This window comes from Arthrobacter globiformis (genome assembly GCF_003261175.1).
In the GTDB taxonomy this organism is placed as follows: Bacteria; Actinomycetota; Actinomycetes; order Actinomycetales; family Micrococcaceae; genus Arthrobacter; species Arthrobacter globiformis_A.
Genome location: NZ_QLNP01000034.1, coordinates 1 through 23,385, shown reverse-complemented (window position 1 = coordinate 23,385; position 23,385 = coordinate 1). Strand labels below are relative to the sequence as shown.

The following is a 23,385-nucleotide window of genomic DNA, read 5'->3' as shown; positions in this document are numbered from 1 at the left end:
GGTTGTAGCCAAACAGTAACTATCTGTCACATGCTGGCCGCCTGCCTCGGTCCGGGCGGCTTGGCCGGTGTCGGCTGACAGAATGGAGCCATGACTGCACCTACCGCGAATGCTGCCCCGGAGTTCGGCGCCCACACGCCGTCGGCACCCGCCCTGGCCCTGCTCCTGGACGTTGACGGCCCGGTTGCCAGCCCGGTGACCAGGGATGTGAAACCGGAAATCATTGCCGATTTGGTGGCGCTGGCGAGCGCCGGAGTACCGGTCATATTCAACACTGGGCGCTCGGACGCCTTCATCCGCGAGCAGGTCATGGAGCCCATGATCGCCGCCGGAATGCCGGGCGGAACGCTGATCCACGCCATCTGCGAAAAAGGCGCGGTGTGGTTCAGCTACACCTCGGCCGGCCCGGGACCGATCCACGTGGACCACGAGCTTGCCGTGCCGGCAGCCTACGGCGACGATGTCCGGCGCATGGTGGCTGAGGACTACTCGGCCCACATGTTCTTCGACGAAACCAAGCGCGCCATGGTGTCGGTGGAGCAGCACATTGAGGTGCCCAGCAGCGAGTACCTCGCCGAGCAAAAGCTGTTTGATGCCGAGGCGATGGAGCTGATGGAGCGCCACGGCCTGGGCGTCGTGCGGCTGGACCACCACGCACCCAACTCCGACGACGAGATCGACTACCGCGTGGACCCCACCATCATCTCCACGGACATTGAATCGGTGCGGCTGGGCAAGGACCTCGGAGCGAGCCGCGCCGTGGAACTGCTGGCGGCCCAGGGCATCACGCCGCAGGCGTGGCGGACGGTCGGCGATTCGCGCACGGACTACGCCATGGCCGACTGGCTGCACCACAACGATCACGCCGTGAAGCACGTCGACGTCAGGCCTGCGGACGGCGTCCCGGCCAAGCCCTACGACGTCCTCACGGCGGCCGACCTGGGCCTGCAGGAAACGGTCATTCACGACGACGCCGGGGCGGCGTTCCTGTCCAGCTGGCGGCAGGCGCTCCTCGGCTAGGCCCGCTGCCGCCGCCCAGTGGGCCGGGCCGGGGCCCGAGGGCAGGCCTTGGCCGTCTGCCCGGCATGTTTTCCCGGCAGGACTATCATGCAAGTAAGACTTCACCACACCCCTAGCAGCATGGGAGAAACGCCATCACGGACGTAACGGTTCAGGACGACATCTATTACGGCGGTCAGGCAGCCGAGGACGACGTACCCGCACTTGCGGAAGCAACGTCGCCGGCGGCAGTGGCGCGCCTCAAACACCGCCCCGACGTCGTCCGCCGATCAGGCCGGTATGCGCTGATCAACGACACCCGGACGCCTTACCAGGCCATGGTGGAGGACCTGCTCTTCCTTCGGAATGTGCTGGACGGGGCCGGGCTGGATTACCTGCTGGTCCGGGGCAACAATGACCGTCCCGTGGTCGCCCTTGACTGGAAGGACCGGAAGAAGCTGCGGTCCGCCCTCGTTGAGGCGTGCCGGCACGAACCGTTCTACTCCATGACCGTGGACGCAAAGAAGAAAACGTCCGTCCTGGTCGCCGACGGCGAGCTCTCCGTCAACCGCCAGGCTCGCATCTTCCGGCTGTACCGCCCGCGCGTGGAGCCCGAGGGCGGCTTCGAATTTGGTGCGTCCGCCGGCGTCCAGGTGGAACTCTGGAGCTTCCTGGGCAACGAAGTGATCCTGCCGATCGAGAACTCCCTCACCCGCCGCACCATGATGGCCCACGAAGCCGTCCGCGGAACGGTTGAGCGTTACGGCCACACCTGGCCCACCATCGAGAACATGTTCGCTGACCACGCGAGTGATATCAGCTTCGACATCGACATGGTCTTCTCCTGGGTGGACGGCACCTCCCCGGAATACATCGCCGCCCGGCGGGCCCGAATGGCGGGGGCTGTTTTGGGTGAGGGCGACGACCACGAGGCGCGATACCGGCAGATCAATGAGCTCAAATACGCGCTCCGGTCGGTGTACATGTTTGCACCGTGGGTCCGCCGTATTTTCATCGCCACGGACTCCCCCGCGCCGGAATGGCTGAACGATCACCCCTCCGTGACCATCGTCCGGAGCGAGGAGTTCTTCGCTGACCCGTCGGTGCTGCCCACCCACAACTCGCAGGCCGTGGAGTGCCAGCTGCACCACATCGAGGGCCTCTCCGAGCACTTCCTGTACTCCAACGACGACATGTTCTTCGGGCGGCCGGTGGGCCCGGACATGTTCTTCACTCCGGGCGGGATCACCAAGTTCATCGAGGCTGAGACCCGCATCGGCCTCGGCGAAAACGACGCCGAACGCAGCGGCTTCGAGAACGCGGCCCGGGTCAACCGGAAGCTGCTCTGGAACCGCTTCGGCCGGATCACCACCCGCCACCTGGAGCACTCGGCAGCGCCGATGCGCCGGAGCCTCGTCGCCCAGATGGAGCAGGAGTTCCCGGCGGAGTTCGCGAACACCGCCGCCAGCACCTTCCGGGCCGCGGACAACATCTCTGTCACGAATTCCTTCTACCACTACTACGCGCTGTTGACCGGCCGGGCGGTGACCCAGACGGCGGCCAAGGTGCGGTACGTCGATACCACGCTCCGGTCGGGACTGAATTACCTGCCCAAGCTGCTGAACAAGCGCAACATGGACTTCTTCTGCCTCAATGACGGGAGTTTTCCAGAGGTGCCGGCCGACGAACGGGCGGACCTTGTCACGGAGTTCCTGGAGCGGTACTACCCCATCAAGGCGCCCTGGGAAAAGTAAGCAGGGAAAGCCAAGAACTGTACCGCAGGAAGCCCCCGCCAGAACTGACCAGTCAGATCCGGCGGGGGCTCATGTGTGCAAGCAAACCTTGGCTGCTACTTCCGCGTGAGGACGGGACGTTTGGCTCCTTCGGGGATGCGGATTCCGGCCGCCGCCAGGCGGCGTTCCGTCTCCTCGGGGCTGACGTACTCGCCCACGGTGGGAGTGGCGCCCAGCGGCACCACGGAGTGCACCACCGTGTGCTCATAAACGTGCACCAGGTTGAAGGACTGGCCCCCGTCGCGGCCGCGGGTGCCGCCCACCGGAACATTCAGGTCCTGGGTGTAGCAGGTGGCTGAGGCCACGGAGACCGGGATGCCGGCAAAGCTCGCCGTCGTGGAGTAGTGCAGATGGCCGGCCAGGATGCTGCGCACATCCGAGTTCCTGACGACGGCCGCCAGGGACGCCTGGTCGCGGAGTTCCACGAGCACGGACAGGTCCAGCACCGATGGAACGGGAGGATGGTGCAGGGCCAGGATGGTGCCGTCCGGGGCAGGAGTCTCCAGCTGCCCGGCGAGCCAGTCCAGTTGGTTCCCGCTGAGTTCGCCGTGGTGATAGCCGGGCACGGACGTGTCCATGGTGATGACCCGGAGCCCGTTGACGTAGTAGCTGTGGTCGACGGGATCGTCGTTGCCGCGCTGGTCGAAGAGGCCCGCGCGGAAGTTGGCGCGGTTGTCGTGGTTGCCCATGGCCCAGATGACCTGGGCGCCGAGGTCCCGGCACGCGGGCTCCACGACTGCGCGGAGCTTGGCGTAGGCCTCAGGGTCGCCCTTGTCTGCCAGGTCGCCGGTGAAAATCACGGCTTCCGGGCGCGCGCCGGAGGCCTGAACCTCGTCGAAAAGCTGGATCAGGCGGGCTTCGCTGTCAACTGCGCCGTATAGGGGGTCCGGACCGCCCAACAGGTGGGTGTCACTCAGGTGGAGTAGAAAATGGCGTGGCCGGGGGTGCTCGGCCTCGATGAGCTCCATTGCTGCCTTCGCGGTAGTTAGGAAGCGGGGCGCCTCCTGTGTCCCTCTCAGTACCTTCCATCCAACCAGATAAAAAGCGAACTAGGGGGAAACGGGAGTTGGCATGTTGAAAAATTACAACACCGCCGCTGCTTTCGGGCTACCTTCCTCGCTTTCGTTTCCTTGCACGGCCATCTCCCGATGACCGCTTCATTGATATGCCGCGCATTCTTCGATTTGCCGCATTCCGCCTGTATCTGGCAGAGACTGGGCTATGCGCCCGGCAGCTTTGCCGCAGAGAAGAAGGGGGAACTTGCCCGGGTAAGTCCGGGCGGAATGCTCTTCCGGAAGGTCCCCGGCTTACCGTGCCAGGGGGCGTTTGAGAAAACGACGACGGCCTGTGCCCGCGCCGGGCAGGCCAACCGCCCAGCAGCTCCGGTACAGCCCGTACAGCCGCAGTCGGCGGACGCATCCGCCGCCGGCACCGCATCGCCCGTAGGGCATCCGAAACCCGGGCGGGTTCCGTCGGGTGTCGGCGGAATTTGGAGGGAAGTCACATCGTGCTCTCTCGCCGGGTGCATGGCTGTCACTAGTGACAACGGCTTTGGCCTCCGTTGCATTCCCTGACCTCCTGACCAGTTGGTTTCACCCGGTAAGCGAACAGCCCGACCGCGCTGCCCGTCACCGTCTACGGCGCCGCCGTGGGCTCCGCCGTCGGAACAGCTCCTGCTGCGGCCTTCGCCGCTGCCACGGCAGCGTCCCGAGTTGGCACGGCATTTGGCGAAGTCGCGGTTGCCGGTTCCGACGTGGGAACTGGAGCCGGCGCGGGCGCAACCGGAGCAACCGGCGCGGGCGGAACCGGAGCCGGAGCCGGAGCAACCGGCGCGGGCGGAACCGGAGCCGGAGCAACCGGAACTGGCGCGGGCGCAACCGGAATTTCGGGGGCCGGCGGCGCGGGGACTGGATCCGGTACGGGCACCGGAGCGGGCTCGACGGGGGCAACTTCCGTTGGGGCAGGTTCCGAACTCGTGATCGGCGCGGAAGGTACCACCGGTTCGGAGGGCGGCGCGGGGTCTGCTGGGACCGCAGGCTCGGTGGGAGTCGGGTCAACCGGAGCAGGTTCCACCGGAGCAGGGTCAGCAGGAGGCGTGGTCGGCGGCGTGGTCGGCGTTGGAGTCGGAGTCGGCGTGGGTGTCGGGGTTGGCGTCGCAGGAGCAGGCGTCGGTGTGGGGGTAGGCGTCGGTGTGGGCGTGGGCGTCGGTTTAGGCTTGGTCGTCGCTGGAGGCTTCGGCGCCGGCGGTTTGGGACTTGCAGTGACTGTCGGATCTGTTGCCGGGTTGGAGGCCGACGAACCGGAAGTCGGCGCACCGGAAGCCGGCGAACCGGACGATGCCGAGAGCAGGGTGGGCCGCACCGCTGATGCCTGACCGGTGTGCGGGTTGGCGAGCGCGGCCGCGGTGACCGGTGTCAGGCCGTCGTCGGTGTTGCCTGCCCCGCTGTTGCCCGGAATGTTGGGGATCGCCCACCCATACGTGCTGGCAGCGCCGCCCGCGAAGCTGGTAAACACAGCGGGTGTCAGTTGGTCGGTCTGCCGGATGGGTAGCAGCGTCCAGTTCAGGGGGTTCTCGTGCTGTCCGTTCTTGATGACCTCGAAGTGCAGGTGGCAGCCGGTGGAGGATCCGGTGGTGCCCACCTCCGCGATGATCTGGCCTACCCGAACCGGGTCGCCCTTTTCGACGGCGATGCCCTGCAGGTGGTTGTACGTGGTGATCAGGCCGTTGCCGTGATCGATCTCTACCCTGTTGCCGCCGCCCCAGGGGTGCCATCCGGCGGCCCGGACCACGCCGGCGTCGGCTGCGTAGACACGGGTGCCGCAAGCGGCTGCGTAGTCCTGGCCCCAGTGGAATTCCCCTGCTTCGCCGGTGATGGGGCTGTGCCGCAGGCCGAACGGGGAAGTTGGCGTGAGGTCTTCCAAGGGCGCCATGAGGAAGCCGGCTCCGGGCCGCTTCAGCGCGGTGGAGGCCACGCCCGGAGATTTGGCGGCGACTGTCTTGGTTGACTTGGCTTTGGAGTTGGACACTGCGTGGCCGGTGGGAGCCTTAGCCGGCGCAGCGATGCCGGACCCGCTAACCGGGTACCCGGGCGGTGCGGTGTCGGGATCGAGGAGCTCTGGCCCGACGACTCCCGAGGGAGGTGCAATTGGGACGGCGGCACCCACTGGCTGCTGGATGGAAGTGGCAGGTCCCTGAAATCCGAAGGCAAAGACGGAGAATCCCACAACCACCGCCGCGGACAGGCTCCGCAAGGCGATCCGGCCCGGGCCGATCACCCTCGGTGAGTGCTTGTGTCCCCCATGATTTGCCACAGAATTCTCCTGGATCAGTACCCGCCAAACGCGTATCTCGACGAGCGTGTCCTCCATTGTGGCCACAGGCTGAAGAGCCGCGAAACCCCTAAAACTGGGGGGTCAGCCGGCACGAATCCATAGGTTTTTATGCGAGTGCTGCCTTGGTACTGGCCGCGGGCTATTTGGATACCCGGCTCTTCGGACGTGCCCGGGGCGCAGAAGGAAAATGAGGCGACTCCTCCACTTAACCGACCCGCCTCGGCGCGCGAGAATGAAATATGCGGACTTTCCTGAGGAAGTGGCAGGCGGAACTGAAGCGCACGCTCACCGGCAGCCCGGACGCGCTGCCGGACTGGTCCCGGAAGTTTGCCCAGGGCGACGACCCCGGGTATTTCCTCCCGGGTTCTGCGGTCTGGGCTGTCCATGGCGGCGTGCCGACCATCGTCGGCGGCATCCGGTCCCTTTTGATGCAGACACTTCACCCCGCAGTCCTCGCGGGGGTGCACGACCATTCAAATTTCCGTGCGGATTCGTTGGGCCGGCTGGCCCGGACTACTGCGTGGATCCACGCCCTTACATACGGGTCCACGGCTGAAGCCCGGTCGGCAACCGCGAGGGTGGTCCGGCTGCACGAATCCGTTAACGGCAAATATGTCGGCTGCGACGGCACCGTCAAGAAGTACTCCGCCAACGACCCGGAGCTGCTCCGGTGGGTGCACATCACGTTCACGGACTCGTTCCTCCGCACTCATGAGCTGTGGGACGGCCCGATTCCGGGCGGCCCGGATGCCTACGTGCGTGAATGGGCGCAGGCGGGCAGGCTAATGGGAGTGGAGTCCCCGCCGGAGAGCAAGGCGGCCCTCGTCCGGGAGCTCGCGGAATGGTCTGCCGAAGGCACTCTCCGCTGTGATGAACGGGTCTCCGAGACAGTCGCGTTCATCAGGAATCCGCCCCTGCACCCCCTGCTGAAACCGGGTTACCGGGTGCTGTTCGAGGCCGCCGTCCTGAGCCTGGACCCCGACTACCGCCGGCTGCTCGGACTGCGGACTGCCAGCATCGGTCCCCTGCCGCTGCCGGTGAGCCTGGCCGCCCGGGCTACCCTCGCCGTCGTACGCCTCGCTTTGGGTCCGGCCAGCCCAAGCCAGCTAGCCGCCCGCGAGCGGCTCCGGAGGCTGGGTGTGACGTAACTCCCTCCCGCAACGGGGGCGGGAAGCAGAAAAACCCGGTCCTGACGATGTCAGGACCGGGTTTTCCAATGGCGGAGAATGGGGGATTTGAACCCCCGAGGGCGTTAACCCAACACGCGTTCCAGGCGTGCGCCATAGGCCGCTAGGCGAATTCTCCAGCTGCTCTTGAACCAAAAGCAGATACTAGAATACCTGAACTTTCCGGCATCTCCCAATCGGCCGAAAATGGAGCCATGTCCCAGCTGCATGCGCTCGTGATTTACGTTCCCGATTCCCATGCCGATGCGGTGCTCGCCGCCATCGGAGACGCCGGCGCCGGCCGGCTGGGCGACTACTCGCACTGCTCCTTCACGTCGCCGGGTACGGGACGTTTTACCCCCTTGCCCGGAGCCCGGCCTTACATCGGCGCCCCGGGTACGCCGGAGGAAGTTTCCGAGGTCCGGATCGAGTGCATCGTGGAGGAGGACGTGCTCGACGCCGTCGTGCAGGGATTGCGGCGGGCCCACCCCTATGAGGAGCCGGCGTTCATGAGCTGGCGCGTGAACGGGCACCGCTAAGACGACGGCGGCGCCCGCCACTGCCCCATCGGAGCCGATTCGGGCCACGCCCAAAGTTCGGGTAAAGTATCTGACGGCCCCTCATGTGGCGTCATCCTGTTGAACTCCCCCAGGACCGGAAGGTAGCAAGGGTAGATGGGCTCTGGCGGGTGCATGAGGGGTCTCTTATTTAATGTCAGTCCCTATAGGTAGGTTTTCCCTGTGACTGTTACAACTGCCCTTTACCGCAGGTACCGCCCGGACTCGTTCGCGGACGTTATCGGGCAGGAACACGTCACGGACCCGCTGATGACGGCGCTGCGCAAGAACCGCGTGAACCACGCATACCTTTTCTCTGGCCCGCGCGGCTGCGGCAAGACCACGTCTGCGCGCATCCTGGCCCGCTGCCTCAACTGCGCGAAGGGCCCCACGGACACCCCGTGCGGCGTCTGCCCCAGCTGCGTCGAACTTGCCCGCGGCGGAGCCGGCTCCCTCGATGTCATCGAGATCGACGCTGCCAGCCACGGCGGCGTAGACGACGCCCGCGACCTCCGCGAACGCGCCACCTACGCTCCGGTGCGGGACCGCTACAAGATCTTCATCATTGACGAGGCACACATGGTCACCTCAGCGGGCTTCAATGCCCTGCTGAAGATCGTCGAAGAGCCGCCGGAACACATCAAGTTCATCTTCGCCACCACCGAGCCGGACAAGGTCATCGGGACCATCCGCTCGCGCACGCACCACTACCCGTTCCGTCTGGTGCCGCCTGAGCCGCTCATGGCGTACCTCGAGCAGCTCTGCCACCAGGAAAACGTCCCGGTGGCCCCCGGAGTGCTGTCGCTGGTGATCCGCGCCGGAGCGGGGTCCGTCCGCGACTCGCTGTCCGTGCTGGACCAGCTCATGGCAGGCGCCGGACCCAACGGCCTCGATTACGAGCTCGCCGTGGCACTTCTCGGTTACACGCACGCCTCACTTCTGGACGACGTCGTCGAAGCAATCGCCGCTTCCGATGCCGCTACGGTCTTCCGCGCTGTGGACCGCGTCATTCAGACGGGCCACGATCCCCGCCGCTTCGTTGAGGACCTCCTGGAGCGCTTCCGCGACCTCATCATCGTGCAGGCCATGCCGGAAAGCGCCCAGGCCATCCTCCGCGGCATGCCGGCCGACCAGATCGCCCGGATGCAGAGCCAGGCACACAATCTCGGTGCGGCTGAGCTGTCTCGCGCGGCCGATGTCACCAACACCGCGCTGACAGAGATGACGGGTGCCACATCGCCGCGCCTGCACCTGGAACTGCTCTGCGCCCGCATCCTGCTGCCCAGTTCTGAGCAGACCGAACGCGGTATCGCAGCGAGGATCGACCGCGTGGAGCGGCGCCTGAACTACGCGGGGTCCGACGCCGGTACTCCCGCCGCGGTTGCGTCGGCGGTCGCGCCGGCTGTGCCGGCTCCGGTGGCACTACCTGCGTCTGTTCCGTCTGCCGCTCCGGCCCAGAACACCCCGGTCTCCCATGCTCCGGCAGCTTCTGCGTCTGTTCCGTCTGCCGCTCCGGCCGAGGCGGCTCCGGCGTCCGGCGGGCCGCAGGCGGGCCCACCGAACATCGATGCCGCACCGGCGGCACCGGACGCGCCCGGGCGGGAAGCCCTGGCCGCCCCACGGATCACCACCGGTGACTGGCCCATGGATGACGCCGCCGCGCGCCACCGCCCTGACCCGGACGCGAACGACAGGCAGGGCCGGGAGCCCGACGCCCAGCGTCCCGCTGCCTCGCAGGCCCCGGAGTCCGCCCCGCGGCCGGAACAGGCCCAGCACCACGAGGCCCCGCGCCAACAGGCTCGAGGCCCAGAGCCGGTTGCCGCACCGGCGGCCCCGTCGGCTCCCGCGCCGCAGTCACACGCCCGGCCCTCGTCCAGTACAGCCTCCGCCGGGGCAGCTTCCACCGGGGCGCATGCCGACGTCGAGGTGCTGCGCCGCGCCTGGCCCGAGGTCCTGCAGACCGTGGCAAAAATTAAGCGAAGCACCTGGGCGCTCGTGGAGCCCAACGCCCAGGTTGGCCAGTTCGACGGCCAGGTCCTGACGCTCGTCTTCACTACCTCCGGGCTGGCCGGTGCCTTCGGCCGGGCAGACCACTCCGAGAATCTGCGCCAGGCCATCCACAAGACGATCGGCATCGACTGCCAGATCACCGCGGTGGCAGGCGCCGGCAGTTCAGCGAGCTCTGAGCCAAACCCAAAAGCGCCTACTAGCCGGGACGTTCCGGCTACCACCACCGACGCGGATTGGGGCTTGGCCCCTGCCCCAGGTGTCTCCGGAGAGCCGGAGCCCGCCCCTGCCCGCCCTGCCGCAACCGGCTCGGCTCCGGCGTCGCCGGGTTCGTCCACCGTACCCGCGGCCGGGCATGCCCCTGCGTCGTCGCCGGAGGCCTCTGCGGTGTCCGCGCCGCAGTGGTCAGGACCCACCATCACGGCATCCCGGGCGGACACCGCCGCCCCCGCCGGCACCGGCAGCGGCAGCGTTCCGGGAGCATCCGGCAATGAACCGGCCGCACTCCCCCAGCAGCCTGCTCCCACCCAGGCGTCCGCCACGCAGCCTGTTGCCACACAGCCGCCCGCCGTACCGTCCGTTGCCGCGCCGTCCGTCGCCGGGCAGCAAGAGGCGGCACGCGGACCTCAGCAGCAGGCCGGCGACTACTCCTATCCGGATGACGACTGGGGCCCTCCACTCGACGAGGACGCACCTCCGCTGGACGAAGAGCCACCCATGGACTGGGAGCCGTCGCGCCAGTGGCAGGGCAGCCCCGCGCCGTCGTCGGCGCCGGAGATAAAGGCACCGACGGTAAACCAGACTGCCGGGTCCGCACCCCCGGCCGCGCAAACCCGCGCAAAAACTACAGCCCCGGCGCAGGCGGAGCGCCAGCCTGCTCCGGACACCTCGGCCGATCCGTGGTCCCGTGCTGTCGAGCAGACACCTGGCGTTTGGGCTCTCGGTTCCGAGAGCAACGTGGGCAAAAACCCGGCTGCGGCTGACATCGACCACGACGAGGAGTCGAGCGGCTCCGCTGCACCGGTGTACCCACCCGCCGCCGCCCAGCTGCCGCGTGCCGGCGGGGACGCAGCGGGAGGCGAACTGTCCAGCACCCCGGGCGGGAGCGCCCCAGCTGAACGCGGCCCGGGTGTGAGTGGCCCAGCTGAAATCGCCCCTGCTGAGCGCGCGCCGGAAACAGTTGAGCGCGGTGGCCCGGAGTTCGAGCCTGCCTACGCCATGGCATCCGCCCCGGCGGCTGCCAGCCACGAGTACGGAGCACCCACCCCGAACCAGGGTGTCCGCGTCCCCGCCGTCACCGCTGCCACCGACGCCGCCCCGGTCCGCGTTCCTGTGTTCGCCTCCGGCCCGGCAGTTCAGGCAGGACCAACGGTGCAGGCCGGCCCCGCACTGCAGGCCGGACCAGCGGTACAGGCAGGACCAGCGGTACAGGCCGGCCCCTCAGTTGCCGCTGTTCGCGCCGCTGTGCCGGTGCCGGAGCCTGCAACCGAGACTTCCGCAAGGGGCAAGTTGAGCCTCTACCAGAGGCTATCCAACAGCCCGGAGGCCGAGGCTGGCCGGGCCAAGGCGCCCGCGCGGAGCACCGAGGAACCGGCACCGTACGTGCAGGACATCCCCAGCGCGGACGACGAAACCATCGAGGAGTCGGGCGTCTTTGGCCGTGCCGCCGTCGAGCGTATTCTGGGCGGAAAGCTCATCGAAGAACGGTCGCTGGACGGCAGCCCCCTGGCGCCCCGGTACTAGGGGGCGGCACGCGGCCCTGAAGGACCTCCCGCCCGGAGCGAGGACCCAAGGCCCGGGCAGCGCGCCCTGCGACGTACCGGTGCCCCGTCTGGCGGCACCGGCCATCTTTCAACCAAGCAATCGAGGAAAAAGTGTACGAGGGTGCAGTTCAGGAGCTGATCGACGAGCTCGGACGTCTTCCCGGCGTGGGACCGAAGTCGGCGCAGCGCCTGGCGTTCCACATCCTGGAGGCGGACCCCCAGGACATGAAGCGGTTGGTGGAGGCCATCACCACTGTCAAGGAACGGGTCAAGTTTTGTACCGCCTGCGGCAACGTGACCGAGCAGGAACTCTGCAACATTTGCCGCGACCCGCGCCGTGACCCATCAGTCATCTGTGTCGTGGAGGAGTCCAAGGACGTGCTGGCCGTGGAGCGCACCCGCTCATTCCGGGGCCGCTACCACGTGCTCGGCGGTGCCATTAACCCGATCGCCGGCGTCGGCCCGGAGCAGCTCCGGATCCGTGAACTCCTCAACCGGCTCAGCGATGGCGCCGTCCAGGAGATCATCATTGCAACCGACCCGAACCTGGAGGGCGAGGCCACGGCCACCTATCTGGCGCGCATGCTGCAGTCCATCGGCATCGCAGTAACGCGGCTCGCTTCCGGGCTGCCAGTAGGCGGCGACCTCGAATACGCGGACGAAGTCACCCTGGGCAGGGCCTTCGAGGGCCGCCGGAACGCCCTCAGCTGACCGCAACGGTCACAATTCCACGGCGGGCGGGCCACGGCGATAAACTGGGTATGCCGCCGTGCCGTCAGGCCGCCTGGCCTCCAGAACTCCAATTTGATCCAGTGAGGGTGCACGCATGAGTATGCCCAGTACCGATGTGAAAACCGAACCGCGGCCGCAGGAGCTGCCCGCAGATGCTGCTGCCACCACGCAGCTCATTGTGCAGAAGTTCGGCGGCTCGTCGGTGGCTGACGCTGACGGCATCAAGCGCGTGGCCAGGCGCGTGGTCGACGCCCAGAAGGCCGGCAACGAGGTCGTCGTCGTCGTCTCCGCGATGGGTGACACCACCGACGAACTCCTTGACCTTGCCAGCCAGGTCACCGACTCAGCCCCGGCCCGGGAGATGGACATGCTCCTCTCCGCCGGTGAGCGCATCTCCATGGCCCTGCTGGCCATGGCCATCAACAAGTTCGGCGCGTCCGCGCAGTCCTTTACGGGTTCCCAGGCCGGCATGATCACGGACGGGATCCACGGCAAGGCCCGGATCATCGACGTCGACCCGCACCGCATCCGCACCGCCCTGGACAAGGGGCACATTGCCATCGTCGCCGGGTTCCAGGGCATGAGCCGCTCCACGAACGAGATCACCACGCTCGGCCGCGGCGGTTCGGACACGACGGCGGTGGCCCTCGCCGCCGCCCTCGAGGCTGACGTCTGCGAGATCTACACCGACGTTGACGGCATCTACACGGCGGACCCCCGCGTGGTGCCGTCAGCCCAGAAGATCGACCGCATCTCCAGCGAGGAGATGCTGGAACTGGCCGCGTCCGGGGCCAAGATCCTGCACCTCCGGTGCGTTGAATACGCCCGGCGGTTCGGCGTGCCGCTGCATGTCCGTTCCTCATTCAGCCAGAACGAAGGCACCTGGGTCCTGCCCGGCGCCGATGACAAGATCACGACTCAAGAGGGAGTTGCCTTGGAGCAGCCAATCATCTCCGGTGTTGCACACGACCGCTCGGAAGCAAAGGTCACCGTCGTAGGTGTTCCGGACATCCCCGGCAAGGCAGCCGCGATCTTCCAGGTCATCGCGGACGCGCACTCGAACATCGACATGATCGTCCAGAACGTCTCCACGCACGGCACCGGCAGGACGGACATCTCCTTCACGCTGCCCATCGTCGAGGGCGCTGACGCGCTTGCCGCCCTCCGTGCTGCACAGGCCGAGATCGGGTTTGAAAGCATCGAGTACAACGAGCAGATCGGCAAGCTGTCGCTGATCGGCGCCGGCATGCGCTCCCACCCGGGCGTTTCGGCCACGTTCTTCAAGGCCCTCTCCGCAGCGGGCATCAACATCAACATGATCTCCACCTCGGAAATCCGCATTTCCGTGGTGACCCATGCCGACCTGCTCGATGACGCAGTCCGCGCCATCCACAAGGCATTCGACCTGGACAGCGAAGCGGTTGCCACCGTCTACGGGGGCACCGGCCGCTAAAGGTCCCGGTCAAGCACTGCGAGTCAGTGCAGAAAGAAGCCCCGGTGCGCTCACGCGCACCGGGGCTTCTTCACTCGTTAACGGCGTTGTCACTTATCCTGGTCGCCCTTGCGGACAGCATAGTGGTGCCCCTCCGAGTCGGTCTCGACTTCGAATTGGGCCAGATCGTTTTCGGAAGCATGCTCATAATCGTCATGCAGGTGAACCACCGGCGTGGCTGAGTCGCCGACGGCGGCAGGGCCAAATACGAACCGGAGCCTGTCTGTCAGGTTCATAAAGCCACTGAGCACGTGTGCCACAAGTCCCACCCCCTTCCCTGCTTGAAGGCGGAGAGCGTCTGCCCTTCGACTGCCAGTGCCCTTATTTTACGCCGGGACCCCGAAAAAGAACCCCGGCAGGTACAGCCTGGCCGCTGGCTATGGCCGGACGCCGGGCCCGGCCGGTGGCTAACGCAGGGACTTGTCGTCGGGGTTGCGGGGCACTACATACGTGCTGCCGTCCGGTCGGTGGACCGTTTCCCACTGCTGCGTCTCGGCCTCGCGCTGGGCGAGCAGTTTGCGGTTCTCCTCGGTCATGTCGTGCACCAGCGAACTCCTGTTGGCGGGGCCAAAGACCGCCCTGAGCTTGCCGGTTGCCCGCATGAACCGCTGCGCGCCGTTCTCTTTTGCCACGGTGTCCACTCCATTCCACGACTAGTGCCAGTATCAAGGATACACTAATGATTAGTGTACTAACGATAGAAAGGGATGCTCATCGCTACCCGCCCGAAATCAACGGCCGCCGGTACTGCCGGAACAGCCGCAACGCCTGCTTCCGCGCAGGACGACCTCCTTCTGGAACGGCAACTGTGCTTCGCCCTGACCGTCGCCTCGCGCAGCGTAGTGGGCGCCTACAAGCCCGTGCTGGACAGGCTGGGGCTCACCCACCCCCAGTACTTGGTCATGCTGTGCCTTTGGGAGTCCAGCCCGCGCTCGGTCCGCGATATCAGCCAGGCCCTCCTGCACGAGCCCGCGACCATATCGCCTCTTCTGCGGCGCCTGGAAGCGGCGGGCCTCATCACGCGCACGCGAGTGGAGGGGAACGAACGTGCTCTGGCAGTGGACCTGACTCCGCAGGGGACCGCCCTCCGCCAGCAGGCCACTGCAGTTCCCGTGACCATGATGTCCAAGCTGGGCCTCAGCCGGGACCAAGTGGAGAGCCTGCATAGGTCCATGATGGACCTGATTGCCGCCACGGGCTCCGCCCATGGCTGACTTCTTTTTGCTTTTAAACCGGCCCAGGCACGACGCCGGGACTCACCACCTGGGGTGAGTCCCGGCGTCGTCCGTCTTGGGACCAACTGCACTATGGCACCGGGCGCACCGCCACCGGTGAGCGGACGGTGTTGTCACCTGACGTCCACGTCAGCGATCCGGTGGAGTACGCGTTCAGCGGTGCCCCTGCGGTAGTAAACGTGATGGTGACCGTGGCGCTTGCACCCTCTGCCAACGTCACTTCTGCCGGACTGACTGTGGCTGTAATGCCCGGAAGGGTAATCGCTGCCCGATAGGTTCCTGCCGTCATCGCAGTGACCCGCCGCGTGACGGTCTGGCTGCCGGACATGGCGCCCAGTGCCACCGAGGGTAGGTTGACGTCCTTGGCCGCGATGGGGGCGACGCCAAGGTCGATTCCCTGTCCCTGGAGGAAGCCCATCCAGTCACTGATGCCGGCGTCGTAAACGAGGCCCGGGGAGTCGAACCGGGCCGGATCGACGTGGCCGGCGCCCTGGGCAAAGACGTCATGCACTTTGGCGCCTGCCGCATTAACCAGGTCGTAGGCCGTGGTCATGACGGCGGATTTCACGGCCGCCGGGGACCACTTCGGGTTCTTGCCGAGCAGCAGGGCTCCCGAGCCGGCGATGTGCGGCGATGCCATCGACGTGCCGGACAGGAAGCCGAAATTCTCGCCCTTGAACCCCACGGGCGAAACAGCGGCAAGCACAGCCACGCCAGGAGCCGCAACGTCAGGCTTGAGCAGGTCTCCGTTGGATGCCAGCGTGGGCCCGCGTGAGGAGAATCCGGCAATCTGCGGCACGGGCGGGGGTGCGGCTCCGGTGGTGTCAGTCGCCTTGAGGCTTGCCGTCATGCCCGGAGTTGCCGCCACCAGGTCCTTGATCTTCGGGTCGCCCAGATGAACCGTGGGGACACTGTGCAGATCGGTGTCGAGGGAGCTGGGCGTCAGGTTGACCAGGACCATGCCTACACCGCCGGCGCGCTTGACCTCGGCGCTCTTGTCAACGCGTGCCACAACGCCGCGGTCGCAGACGACAATCTTGTCCGCAACCTTGGCCGGGTCCAGGGAGTTCGGTGCGCACAGCGCCGCATCTGCAGCCAGGGCGGCGGCTGTTTTCACGTCCACGGCCAGCACGATCGGCTTGGCGTCCACCTCGCTGCCCATGACACTCGCACCGGCGAACTTGCTGCCGTCCGACAGTTCGGCGGTTCCGCGCAGCGTGTTGTCGAACGTCGACGCGGCCACGCTGGTGATCCAGGGTCCGGCATGGTTGACGGTCGAGACCGTCGGGCCCGAATTGCCGGCGGAGGCCGCCACAAAGATCCCTGCGGCCGCGGCATTCAGGAACGCGAGCGAAACCGCGTCGACAGTGGAGTTGTTGTTTCCCGAGATGGAGAAGTTCAGGACGTCCACGCCGTCGAGGACCGCATCCTGGATGGCGTTGAGAATGTCCGACTCGACGCACCCGGTAGCCTCAGGAATGGAACCTTCCCAGCAGACCTTGTAAACGGCGATCTTGGCCGCCGGCGCAACGCCTGAGCTCTTGCCAAAGTCCCGGCCGCCTGCCGTCTGGGCGACGCCACTGTTTCCGGCTGCCGTGCTGCCCGTGTGGGATCCGTGGCCGTTAACGTCCAGCGGCGAGAACTTCTCGTTCGGGGACCGGAATTCCGGCGGGACCGCCGCCTTGTAGGCCTTGTCGTAGAACCTGGCGCCGATGACCTTGCTGTTGCATTCCGTGCCGTCGAAACCGTCTCCGGCCACGCAGTCACCCACGAAGGTTCCACCGTTGGCCTTCCGCATCGCGATCACGTTGCCCTGGAGGTGGTACGGCACGCCCACGTCCGGGGTGCCGGACAGCGGATCGACGGTGTCCCCCGTGAAGAACGGGTTGTCGGGCGTGTAGCCGGTGTCCACCACGCCCACGACGACGCCCTTGCCCGCCTCATCCGTGCCGCCGAACTGCTGGTTCCACACGCCGTCGCCGCCGGGAAGTCCAAGGAAGTCGGTGCTCGAGTAATCCGGCTTGCGCATGCTGTCGGGGACCACGGCCAGCACGCTGCTGTCACCGGCGAGCGCCTTGGCCTGCGCCGCGGAGAGTACAGCGCTGAAGCCGTTGATTGCCAGGGTGTAGCTCCTGTTGATGGTCACGCCCCTGGATGCTGCCGCCCGTTGCTGCTTGGCCCTGAGGTGAGTATCGTATTTGCGGGAGTTGGGACCGGAGGGGTTCAGCTTCTTGCCCTTCGGCACCGCCGTGCCCGGGATGCCCGGGACGCCGCCGGAGTAGGTGGCCAGCGGCTTGTCCTTGAGCATCACGATGTAGTGGCCGTCGTTGAGCGGCGATGCCGCCGGCTGGGCGGCGGTTGGCTGGAGAACTGCCGGCTGCGCCGATGCAGGTGCGGGAGCCGCCGCCGTTGGTCCGGCGAGGCCCTGGCCGATGACCATGGCAAGGGCGACGGCGAAGACGGCCGGCAACCTGCTGCCTTGTCCGGGGCGGGTAGTGGATTGCTGAGGGATCATGGGGGATGCCTTCCTTGGTTCAGGACCTGTAGACCTTCGGTCCCACGAACTGGACGCTCTGCCCCCCATGGGCGTCATCACTATTTGGTTATGCCGCGCACCCGTTGATGTCAGAAAGATACCGCGGACGCCCCCAAGAATCGATACCCTTCCGTTAGCAATTGCCCGGTACCGTTATCCGGCTGTACCGGACGGCATGGGGCCCCGACGGTAGAATGGGAAAAACTTGAGGAGACCCGGCATGCGCAAGCAACTGATTTCTGTGCTGCTCGCCCTCGCGGCGACGGGCGGTCTCGCGGCCTGCACCCCGAACACCGGAACCGGCCAGCCTTCGGCCACCCCCGGGGCCACCACCGGCTCGCCGGGGACGTCATCGCCCGGGACTTCTTCGCCGGGCACCGAAACTCCGGGCACTGAAACCCCCGGCACCGGCACTTCCAGTACTCCGGCGCCCGGCTCCACACCGCCCGACGCCGAAACGACCGTCCCGGCGCCCGCACCCCCTGCCGCTTCCCCCCTGCCGTCCGGGCCCGGCGCCGGCGATGCCGAACTGTCCATCACGGTCAAAGCGTCGAAGGACGGCAAGGCCGCCAATTACACGCTGGTCTGCAAGGGCGGCGCGGCGATGGCAGAGAGCCAGCACCCCAACGCCGCAGCAGCTTGCACGTCACTGAAGGACAACGCAGCCATCGTGAACCCTGCCGCGCCGCCAAAGGGTATCTCCTGCACGCAGCAGTATGGCGGCCCGCAGTTGGCCACCGTGACCGGCGAAGTCAATGGCACCCCCGTGGAGACCTCCTTCGCCCTGCTGGACGGCTGCCAGATCGGAGCCTGGAACGCCGCCAAGGAGATTCTCGGTGCTGCAGGCGGGGCTCTTTAGCACCGTGGCAGGTACTCCATTGACGATCCCCGCCGCCCAGGTCCTCCGCCCTGCTGACTGGACGGGACGGGAAGCCGCTCACGTGCGCCGGGTACGCCGTTACGCCGATCCCTACCTTGCCCGCCGCTCCGCGGGGCGGAAGCATCCCGTGGAGGACTTCCTCTTCACGTACTACACGCAAAAGCCAGGCCAACTGCTGCGCTGGCATCCCGGTGACGGTGTGGTCCTCTCCGGAATGGAGGCGGCTGCCCGCAGGGACTGGAAATACTACAAAGCGCTCGACGGCGGTGAGCTGGCCCGCGCCGGCCTCCCGCCCGGCAGCACCGCGGTGGCGTTCGACCGTCAGTCGTTCCTGGCCGAACGGCGCGAGGCCCTCCTGTTTGCCCGGATCATTCTGGCCAGAACAGCCGCGCGGCCCGCGCAGTTCGGCTGCTTCGGCCTGCACGAGTGGGCCATGGTCTACCGGCAGGAGAAGTTCGAGCTGCGCCACGAGTACCTTAAACTGCGGCTGGGCGGCGCGGGCACGGACAAGGTGGTCGAGGACAACAGGATCCGCTGCTCGCACTTCGACGCGTTCCGGTTCTACACACCCGACGCCGTGCCCCTCAACGAGCTTTCCCCCAGCCGCGAGAACCAGCGGACCATGGAGCAGCCCGGCTGCCTGCACGCCAACATGGACCTCTACAAGTGGGCATACAAGCTCTCCCCGGCTCTGCCCAGCGAACTCGTTATGGACTGCTTTGAGCTGTCGTGGCGGGTGCGGGCCATGGACATGCAGGCCTCGCCCTATGACCTCACAGACTGGGGCTACCCGGCCATTCCGATTGAGACCCCCGACGGCAAGGCTGCTTACGTGGAGCAGCAGCGCGCCTTCTCGGCCGAAGCGCAGGAGCTCCGCGGCAGGCTCATGGCCGCCCTCGTGCCGCTCCTTGGCAGCCTTGGAACGGAGACCGAATGATGAGCGGCGCACCTCCATTCCCAGGCGCAGGCCCGGACGCGGACCTGCCTCCGGAAGCAGACCTTGAACTGACCGTCGCCCTCACCCACGCCCCGGGCGGCCCGGAACACGTCTTTGTCCTGGTCAGCCGTTCCGGACTACTGGTGGAATCAACCCTGCCGGATCCCGCGGCGGCGATTGCCGCCGTCGGACGCTTCGGCGAACGGATCTTTTTCCCCGAACCGGGCCCGCCCAAGCTGTGCACCCAGCAGTACGGCGGCCCTCAGGTGGCCGTGGTCACCGGCACGTTCAACGGGCGCACTGTGAACTCCCGCTTTTCCATGACGGACGGCTGTGAAATTGCCCGTTGGCGGGCGCTATCCCCGCTGCTGGGCGGGGTCGCCGGGTCCACGGGCGCCATCTAAGCCCCTGCGAGATCTGACCTGCCGTGCATCCTTGGCCGCGGTCCAGGGAATGCGGGGGGCGACCGGACGGAAGCTTGGCACGGCGAAGGCCGGCGGGACCTTGGCAATTGCGCCATGCCCGCCGGCCTTCGCTGTGGGGCCCCTTCGGGAGCCCGGTTCCGGGACCTTCCTAGATGGAGTTATCCGGTGACCGCGTCAGGTCCTGGTTCTGGACCTTCCCCCGTTCCTTCTTTTTCTTCGGATCTTCCGAAGCCGGTGCAACCGCGACGGCGCCGCCCTCCGCCACCACGACGCTCACGAACGTCGGGGCGCTGGACCCGTCGAAGGTGATCCGCCCGATATAGGAGCCGGGGGCCAGGTTCTTCCAGGTGAGGGCGAGCTTCCCGCTGAGCCCGTTCGCAAGGCGGACCGGGTCAGGAGTCACGGTGGCGTTGCCCTCATTCGCGCCCAGGACCGCAGCATCCACCGAGGCCTTGGTTGCCTGCTGGTTGGGACTGTCGAAGAGATTCACGAACATCCGGTAGGTACCGGCAGCAGGGTTCGGAATCGACACGGACTCACTTGCCGAGGCCGTGGCCACCACAATTGCCTGCCCGGCCGGCGTGACCACCACCATGTCGAAGTCGGCGTTCTCATCCGCGGAAATCACGGACAGCTTGGCCAGGGGCACGCCGGCCGGAACTTCCACCTTCTTGACGAAGTTCGAGGCGTCGGCCTCGTACCGGAAGGGACCGGGTACGAGCTCGATGGCCGAGGAGTCCGCCTTCGACAGGCCGTCGAGCGTCACGTTCGTGCGCGAGTTTGAGCCCGAGACGATGCCGATGTTCCCGGAACCGTTGGCACCCTGGGAGGTGAACGCAATATTCTTGGGAGCAAGCACCGACTGCGGCCGCACCGCAATGGGCGAGGTCACGGTCTTGTTGGCCCCCTGCCAGGTGAGGGAACCCGCGGCGAACTTGCCCAACTTCGCATTTTGGTTTTCAAAGGCCACCTTGAACGTGCGCTTCTCACCGGCCGCGCTGAAGGACAGGACCGACGGCGTCACCGTCACCTTCACTCCCGGCACGCTGGCCTTGGCGCGGTACACTCCCGGCGTCAGCGCCGTCACCGTGCGGGTGACCTCGATCCTGCCTGCCAGGTTTCCCAGTGAGAAGGACGGGACGTTCATGTCGCGGGACCGCGTACTGCCGAGCCCGGGCATGCCGAGGTCCATGCCGGTCCCCTGGATGAACCGCAGGTAATCGTCGGTGGTGGCGTCGTACACGAGGCCAGGATCCAGGACACGGGCAGGATCCACCTGACCCGCGCCGGTGGCGAGGACGTCCGTGTTCTTGCTGCCGTCTGCGAGCTTGACGTCGCTGGCGGTGGTCATCATGGCCGACTTCACGGCGGCCGGGGACCAGGCGGGGTTCTTGCCCAGGATGAGGGCACCGAAACCGGCCACGTGGGGCGACGCCATGGAGGTGCCGGACATGAACCCGAACTCGTCGCCGCCGGCGCCGATCGGTGATACGCCGGCCAGGACGGCGACGCCGGGTGCGGCGACGTCGGGCTTCAGCAGGTCAGAGTCGGTGGCGAGGAGCGGTCCGCGGGAGGAGAAGCCCGCGATCTGCGGCTGCGCCTCGGCAGGCAGTCCCGTGGTGTCCCTGTTGACCAGGGAGACCGTGATGGCCGGGTTCGCCGTCACCTTCGCCTTGATGGTTTCCGTGGCAGGCGGGTTCACGTGCACGGTGGGGACGGAGTGCTTGTCGGCGTCGAGCGACGATGCGGCCAGGTTCACGAGGATCATGCCCACCCCGCCGCCCCGCGCAACCTCGGCGCTCTTGGCCACGCGGTCATAGACGCCCCGGTCGCAGACCACCACCTTGCCGGCGATCTTGGCAGGGTCGACGGAACCGGGGGCGCAGAGTGCAGGATCGGCGGCCTGTCCGGATGCTGCATTGGCCGCGAGCACAACGCCCGCGCCGGCAACTTCACGGTTCATGATGCTGGCGCCGCGGAACTTGCTGCCGTCAGAGAACTCCACGGTGCCCTGCAGTTCCTGGGAGAAACTGCTGGCCGCAACAGTGGTAACCCACGGCTCGCCGTGGTTCACGGTGCTGGCTATGGGGCCGGAGTTGCCCGCGGACGTGGCCACGAAGATGCCGGCTGATGCGGCGGACAGGAACGCCATGGACACCGGGTCCGTGGTGGTGGAGGTGGTGCCGGAAATCGAGTAGTTCAGGACATCCACGCCGTCGAGCACAGCCTGGTTGATGGCGTCGACAGCGGCCGAGGTATAGCAGCCGCCGGTGTTGGGATCGTTGTCCTCCCAGCAGATCTTGTAGCTGGCAAGCTTGGCGGCCGGTGCGATGCCGCCGGTCAGGCCGAAGCTTCGGCCGTCGACGAAGGTTTCCACGTCGGCGTTGCCGGCCGCGGTGCTTGCCGTGTGGGTTCCGTGGCTTCCCACGTCCACCGGCGAAATCAGTTCCTCCGGCGCCCGGTCCTGCTTGGCCACGGAATCCTCGAACGCGTCGGAGAAGTACCTGGCACTGAGGACCTTGGAGTTGCAGGCCGTTCCGTTAAACTCCTCACCTTTCTGGCACTCGCCCTCGAAGGTGCTGCCGTCGGCTTTCAGCATCGCGATGTTGCCGCCGGCGGTGCGGTAGGGAACACCTACCTGCGGATTGCCCTTGAGTTGTGCAACCTCATTGCCGGCGAAGAACTGGCTGCCCGGCGTGTAGCCGGAGTCGATGACGCCCACCACAACGCCCTTGCCGGCGCCGGCCTTGCCGCCGAACTGCCTGTTCCACGTGCCATAGGCTCCGCTCAGCTTAAGGAAGTCCGTGGTGGAATAGTCCGGGGCCTGCTGGGTGTCGGGTGCCACCGCGAGGACCTCTGGGCTCTTGGCGAGGTTCACGGCCTGGTCGGCGGTAAGCCTGGCGGTGAATCCGTTGAGTGCCGCCGTGTATTTGCGGCGGATCTGCACGTGTTCCTTCTCAGCCAGCGCGGCCTGCTTCGCCTCCAGGTGGGCCTGGTACTTGCGCACCTCTGCCCGGTCGGCGTCGAGTTTGTGGCCGGACCGCGGCTTTGTGGCCTGCAGGCCGGGAGTGCCGCCCTCGTAGGTGGCTGCGGGCTTCTCGGTCAGGACCACAATGTAGCGGCCGGCCGAGTAGTCGTTGGGGTCGACGTTTTTTTGCTGAGCGGCCGTAGCCGCAACCTGCGACGGCGCCGCGGTGGCCGGCAGCGCGCCGACTGACGAAAGAAGCAAAGGCAAGCCGACAACCAGTGCCACTGCTTTCCCTGCCCCCCGGCTTGGGAATAAGCTTTTTCCTGCTGATTTCACGAGTGGTTGGAACCTTTCCTAAGAAATGGCCCCGGCTACATTGCCGGGCGCAGGCGGCAACGACACGTGAAGATGACAGGTCCTGTCGATCCCAGCAATCGTCGACCGATCCCCACAGTACCTACTGAGAGCCGTATATGACATAGGGCACAACCAAACGAATTTACTTTTTGTCACTGCCCTTGACACGGGCATCAAAAAGCAGCGGCGGGCGCCCGGAAAGGGC

17 protein-coding genes, 1 tRNA gene and 1 other RNA gene are annotated in these 23,385 nt (G+C 66.7%); 12 read left to right on the top strand and 7 right to left on the bottom strand.

Annotation, left to right across the window (positions count from 1 at the left end; translation table 11 throughout):
• Nucleotides 1–90: 90 nt before the first annotated feature.
• Together DBZ45_RS02720 and DBZ45_RS02715 are read left to right on the top strand one after the other, a co-directional pair.
• Nucleotides 91–1,020 (top strand): hypothetical protein, encoded by a 930-nt coding sequence (locus tag DBZ45_RS02720; protein ID WP_111902431.1) that lies wholly within the window; start codon nt 91–93, stop codon nt 1,018–1,020.
• Nucleotides 1,021–1,181: 161 nt separating this feature from the next.
• A complete protein-coding gene (locus DBZ45_RS02715) occupies nt 1,182–2,753 on the top strand; it encodes a stealth conserved region 3 domain-containing protein (protein WP_223256893.1) in 1,572 nt (523 codons plus the stop codon).
• Nucleotides 2,754–2,848: 95 nt separating this feature from the next.
• Here the strand turns inward: DBZ45_RS02715 and DBZ45_RS02710 are convergent, their stop codons facing one another.
• Nucleotides 2,849–3,760: a phosphodiesterase gene (locus tag DBZ45_RS02710; protein ID WP_111902430.1), complete on the bottom strand. Its 912-nt coding sequence runs from the start codon at nt 3,758–3,760 to the stop codon at nt 2,849–2,851.
• Nucleotides 3,761–4,427: 667 nt separating this feature from the next.
• Nucleotides 4,428–6,104 (bottom strand): M23 family metallopeptidase, encoded by a 1,677-nt coding sequence (locus DBZ45_RS02705; RefSeq protein ID WP_223256890.1) that lies wholly within the window; start codon nt 6,102–6,104, stop codon nt 4,428–4,430.
• Between the two features lie 260 nt (nt 6,105–6,364).
• Between DBZ45_RS02705 and DBZ45_RS02700 the strand changes: the two genes are divergently transcribed.
• Nucleotides 6,365–7,273: an oxygenase MpaB family protein gene (locus DBZ45_RS02700; RefSeq protein ID WP_111902429.1), complete on the top strand. Its 909-nt coding sequence runs from the start codon at nt 6,365–6,367 to the stop codon at nt 7,271–7,273.
• 69 nt (nt 7,274–7,342) lie between these two features.
• Here DBZ45_RS02700 and DBZ45_RS02695 read toward each other — a convergent pair.
• Nucleotides 7,343–7,430: transfer RNA gene (locus tag DBZ45_RS02695), tRNA-Ser, on the bottom strand.
• 76 nt (nt 7,431–7,506) lie between these two features.
• Between DBZ45_RS02695 and DBZ45_RS02690 the strand changes: the two genes are divergently transcribed.
• The 5 genes from DBZ45_RS02690 to DBZ45_RS02670 all read left to right on the top strand — a co-directional run bounded on the left by DBZ45_RS02690 (nt 7,507) and on the right by DBZ45_RS02670 (nt 13,803).
• On the top strand, nt 7,507–7,830 hold the full coding sequence (locus tag DBZ45_RS02690; protein WP_111902428.1) for a hypothetical protein: 324 nt from the start codon (nt 7,507–7,509) through the stop codon (nt 7,828–7,830).
• A gap of 72 nt (nt 7,831–7,902) precedes the next feature.
• Nucleotides 7,903–7,999: signal recognition particle sRNA small type (gene ffs, locus DBZ45_RS02685), an RNA gene on the top strand.
• 32 nt (nt 8,000–8,031) lie between these two features.
• Entirely contained in the window at nt 8,032–11,598 is a 3,567-nt protein-coding gene (locus DBZ45_RS02680) for a DNA polymerase III subunit gamma and tau (RefSeq protein ID WP_111902427.1), read from the top strand.
• A gap of 131 nt (nt 11,599–11,729) precedes the next feature.
• Nucleotides 11,730–12,329, top strand: a complete 600-nt coding sequence (recR, locus tag DBZ45_RS02675; protein ID WP_111902426.1) for a recombination mediator RecR — start codon at nt 11,730–11,732, stop codon at nt 12,327–12,329.
• A gap of 115 nt (nt 12,330–12,444) precedes the next feature.
• On the top strand, nt 12,445–13,803 hold the full coding sequence (locus DBZ45_RS02670; RefSeq protein ID WP_111902425.1) for an aspartate kinase: 1,359 nt from the start codon (nt 12,445–12,447) through the stop codon (nt 13,801–13,803).
• 89 nt (nt 13,804–13,892) lie between these two features.
• On the opposite strand, the gene DBZ45_RS02665 is transcribed toward DBZ45_RS02670, so the two are convergent.
• The gene (locus DBZ45_RS02665) at nt 13,893–14,078 is read right to left on the bottom strand and encodes a hypothetical protein (protein ID WP_223256889.1); all 186 of its coding nucleotides are present in this window, start codon (nt 14,076–14,078) and stop codon (nt 13,893–13,895) included.
• A gap of 171 nt (nt 14,079–14,249) precedes the next feature.
• Nucleotides 14,250–14,444 (bottom strand): hypothetical protein, encoded by a 195-nt coding sequence (locus tag DBZ45_RS02660; protein ID WP_395405379.1) that lies wholly within the window; start codon nt 14,442–14,444, stop codon nt 14,250–14,252.
• Between the two features lie 105 nt (nt 14,445–14,549).
• Here DBZ45_RS02660 and DBZ45_RS02655 point away from each other — a divergent pair, with 105 nt between their 5' ends.
• Nucleotides 14,550–15,056 (top strand): MarR family winged helix-turn-helix transcriptional regulator, encoded by a 507-nt coding sequence (locus DBZ45_RS02655; RefSeq protein ID WP_111902424.1) that lies wholly within the window; start codon nt 14,550–14,552, stop codon nt 15,054–15,056.
• A gap of 91 nt (nt 15,057–15,147) precedes the next feature.
• Here DBZ45_RS02655 and DBZ45_RS02650 read toward each other — a convergent pair whose 3' ends face one another.
• Nucleotides 15,148–17,592: a S8 family serine peptidase gene (locus tag DBZ45_RS02650; protein WP_111902423.1), complete on the bottom strand. Its 2,445-nt coding sequence runs from the start codon at nt 17,590–17,592 to the stop codon at nt 15,148–15,150.
• Nucleotides 17,593–17,833: 241 nt separating this feature from the next.
• Between DBZ45_RS02650 and DBZ45_RS02645 the strand changes: the two genes are divergently transcribed.
• The 3 genes from DBZ45_RS02645 to DBZ45_RS02635 are packed head-to-tail and all read left to right on the top strand — an operon-like array spanning nt 17,834 to nt 19,834.
• Nucleotides 17,834–18,472, top strand: a complete 639-nt coding sequence (locus DBZ45_RS02645) for an SSI family serine proteinase inhibitor (protein WP_111902422.1) — start codon at nt 17,834–17,836, stop codon at nt 18,470–18,472.
• Nucleotides 18,473–18,491: 19 nt separating this feature from the next.
• Nucleotides 18,492–19,430, top strand: coding sequence for a 3-methyladenine DNA glycosylase (locus DBZ45_RS02640; protein ID WP_440130490.1), 939 nt, complete (start codon nt 18,492–18,494; stop codon nt 19,428–19,430).
• On the top strand, nt 19,430–19,834 hold the full coding sequence (locus tag DBZ45_RS02635; RefSeq protein WP_111902421.1) for a serine protease inhibitor: 405 nt from the start codon (nt 19,430–19,432) through the stop codon (nt 19,832–19,834). The genes DBZ45_RS02640 and DBZ45_RS02635 overlap by 1 nt, the downstream gene beginning before the upstream one ends.
• 169 nt (nt 19,835–20,003) lie before the next feature.
• On the opposite strand, the gene DBZ45_RS02630 is transcribed toward DBZ45_RS02635, so the two are convergent.
• Complete coding sequence (locus DBZ45_RS02630) at nt 20,004–23,108, bottom strand: S8 family serine peptidase (protein WP_223256888.1); 3,105 nt, start codon at nt 23,106–23,108, stop codon at nt 20,004–20,006.
• Between the last annotated feature and the right edge of the window lie 277 nt (nt 23,109–23,385).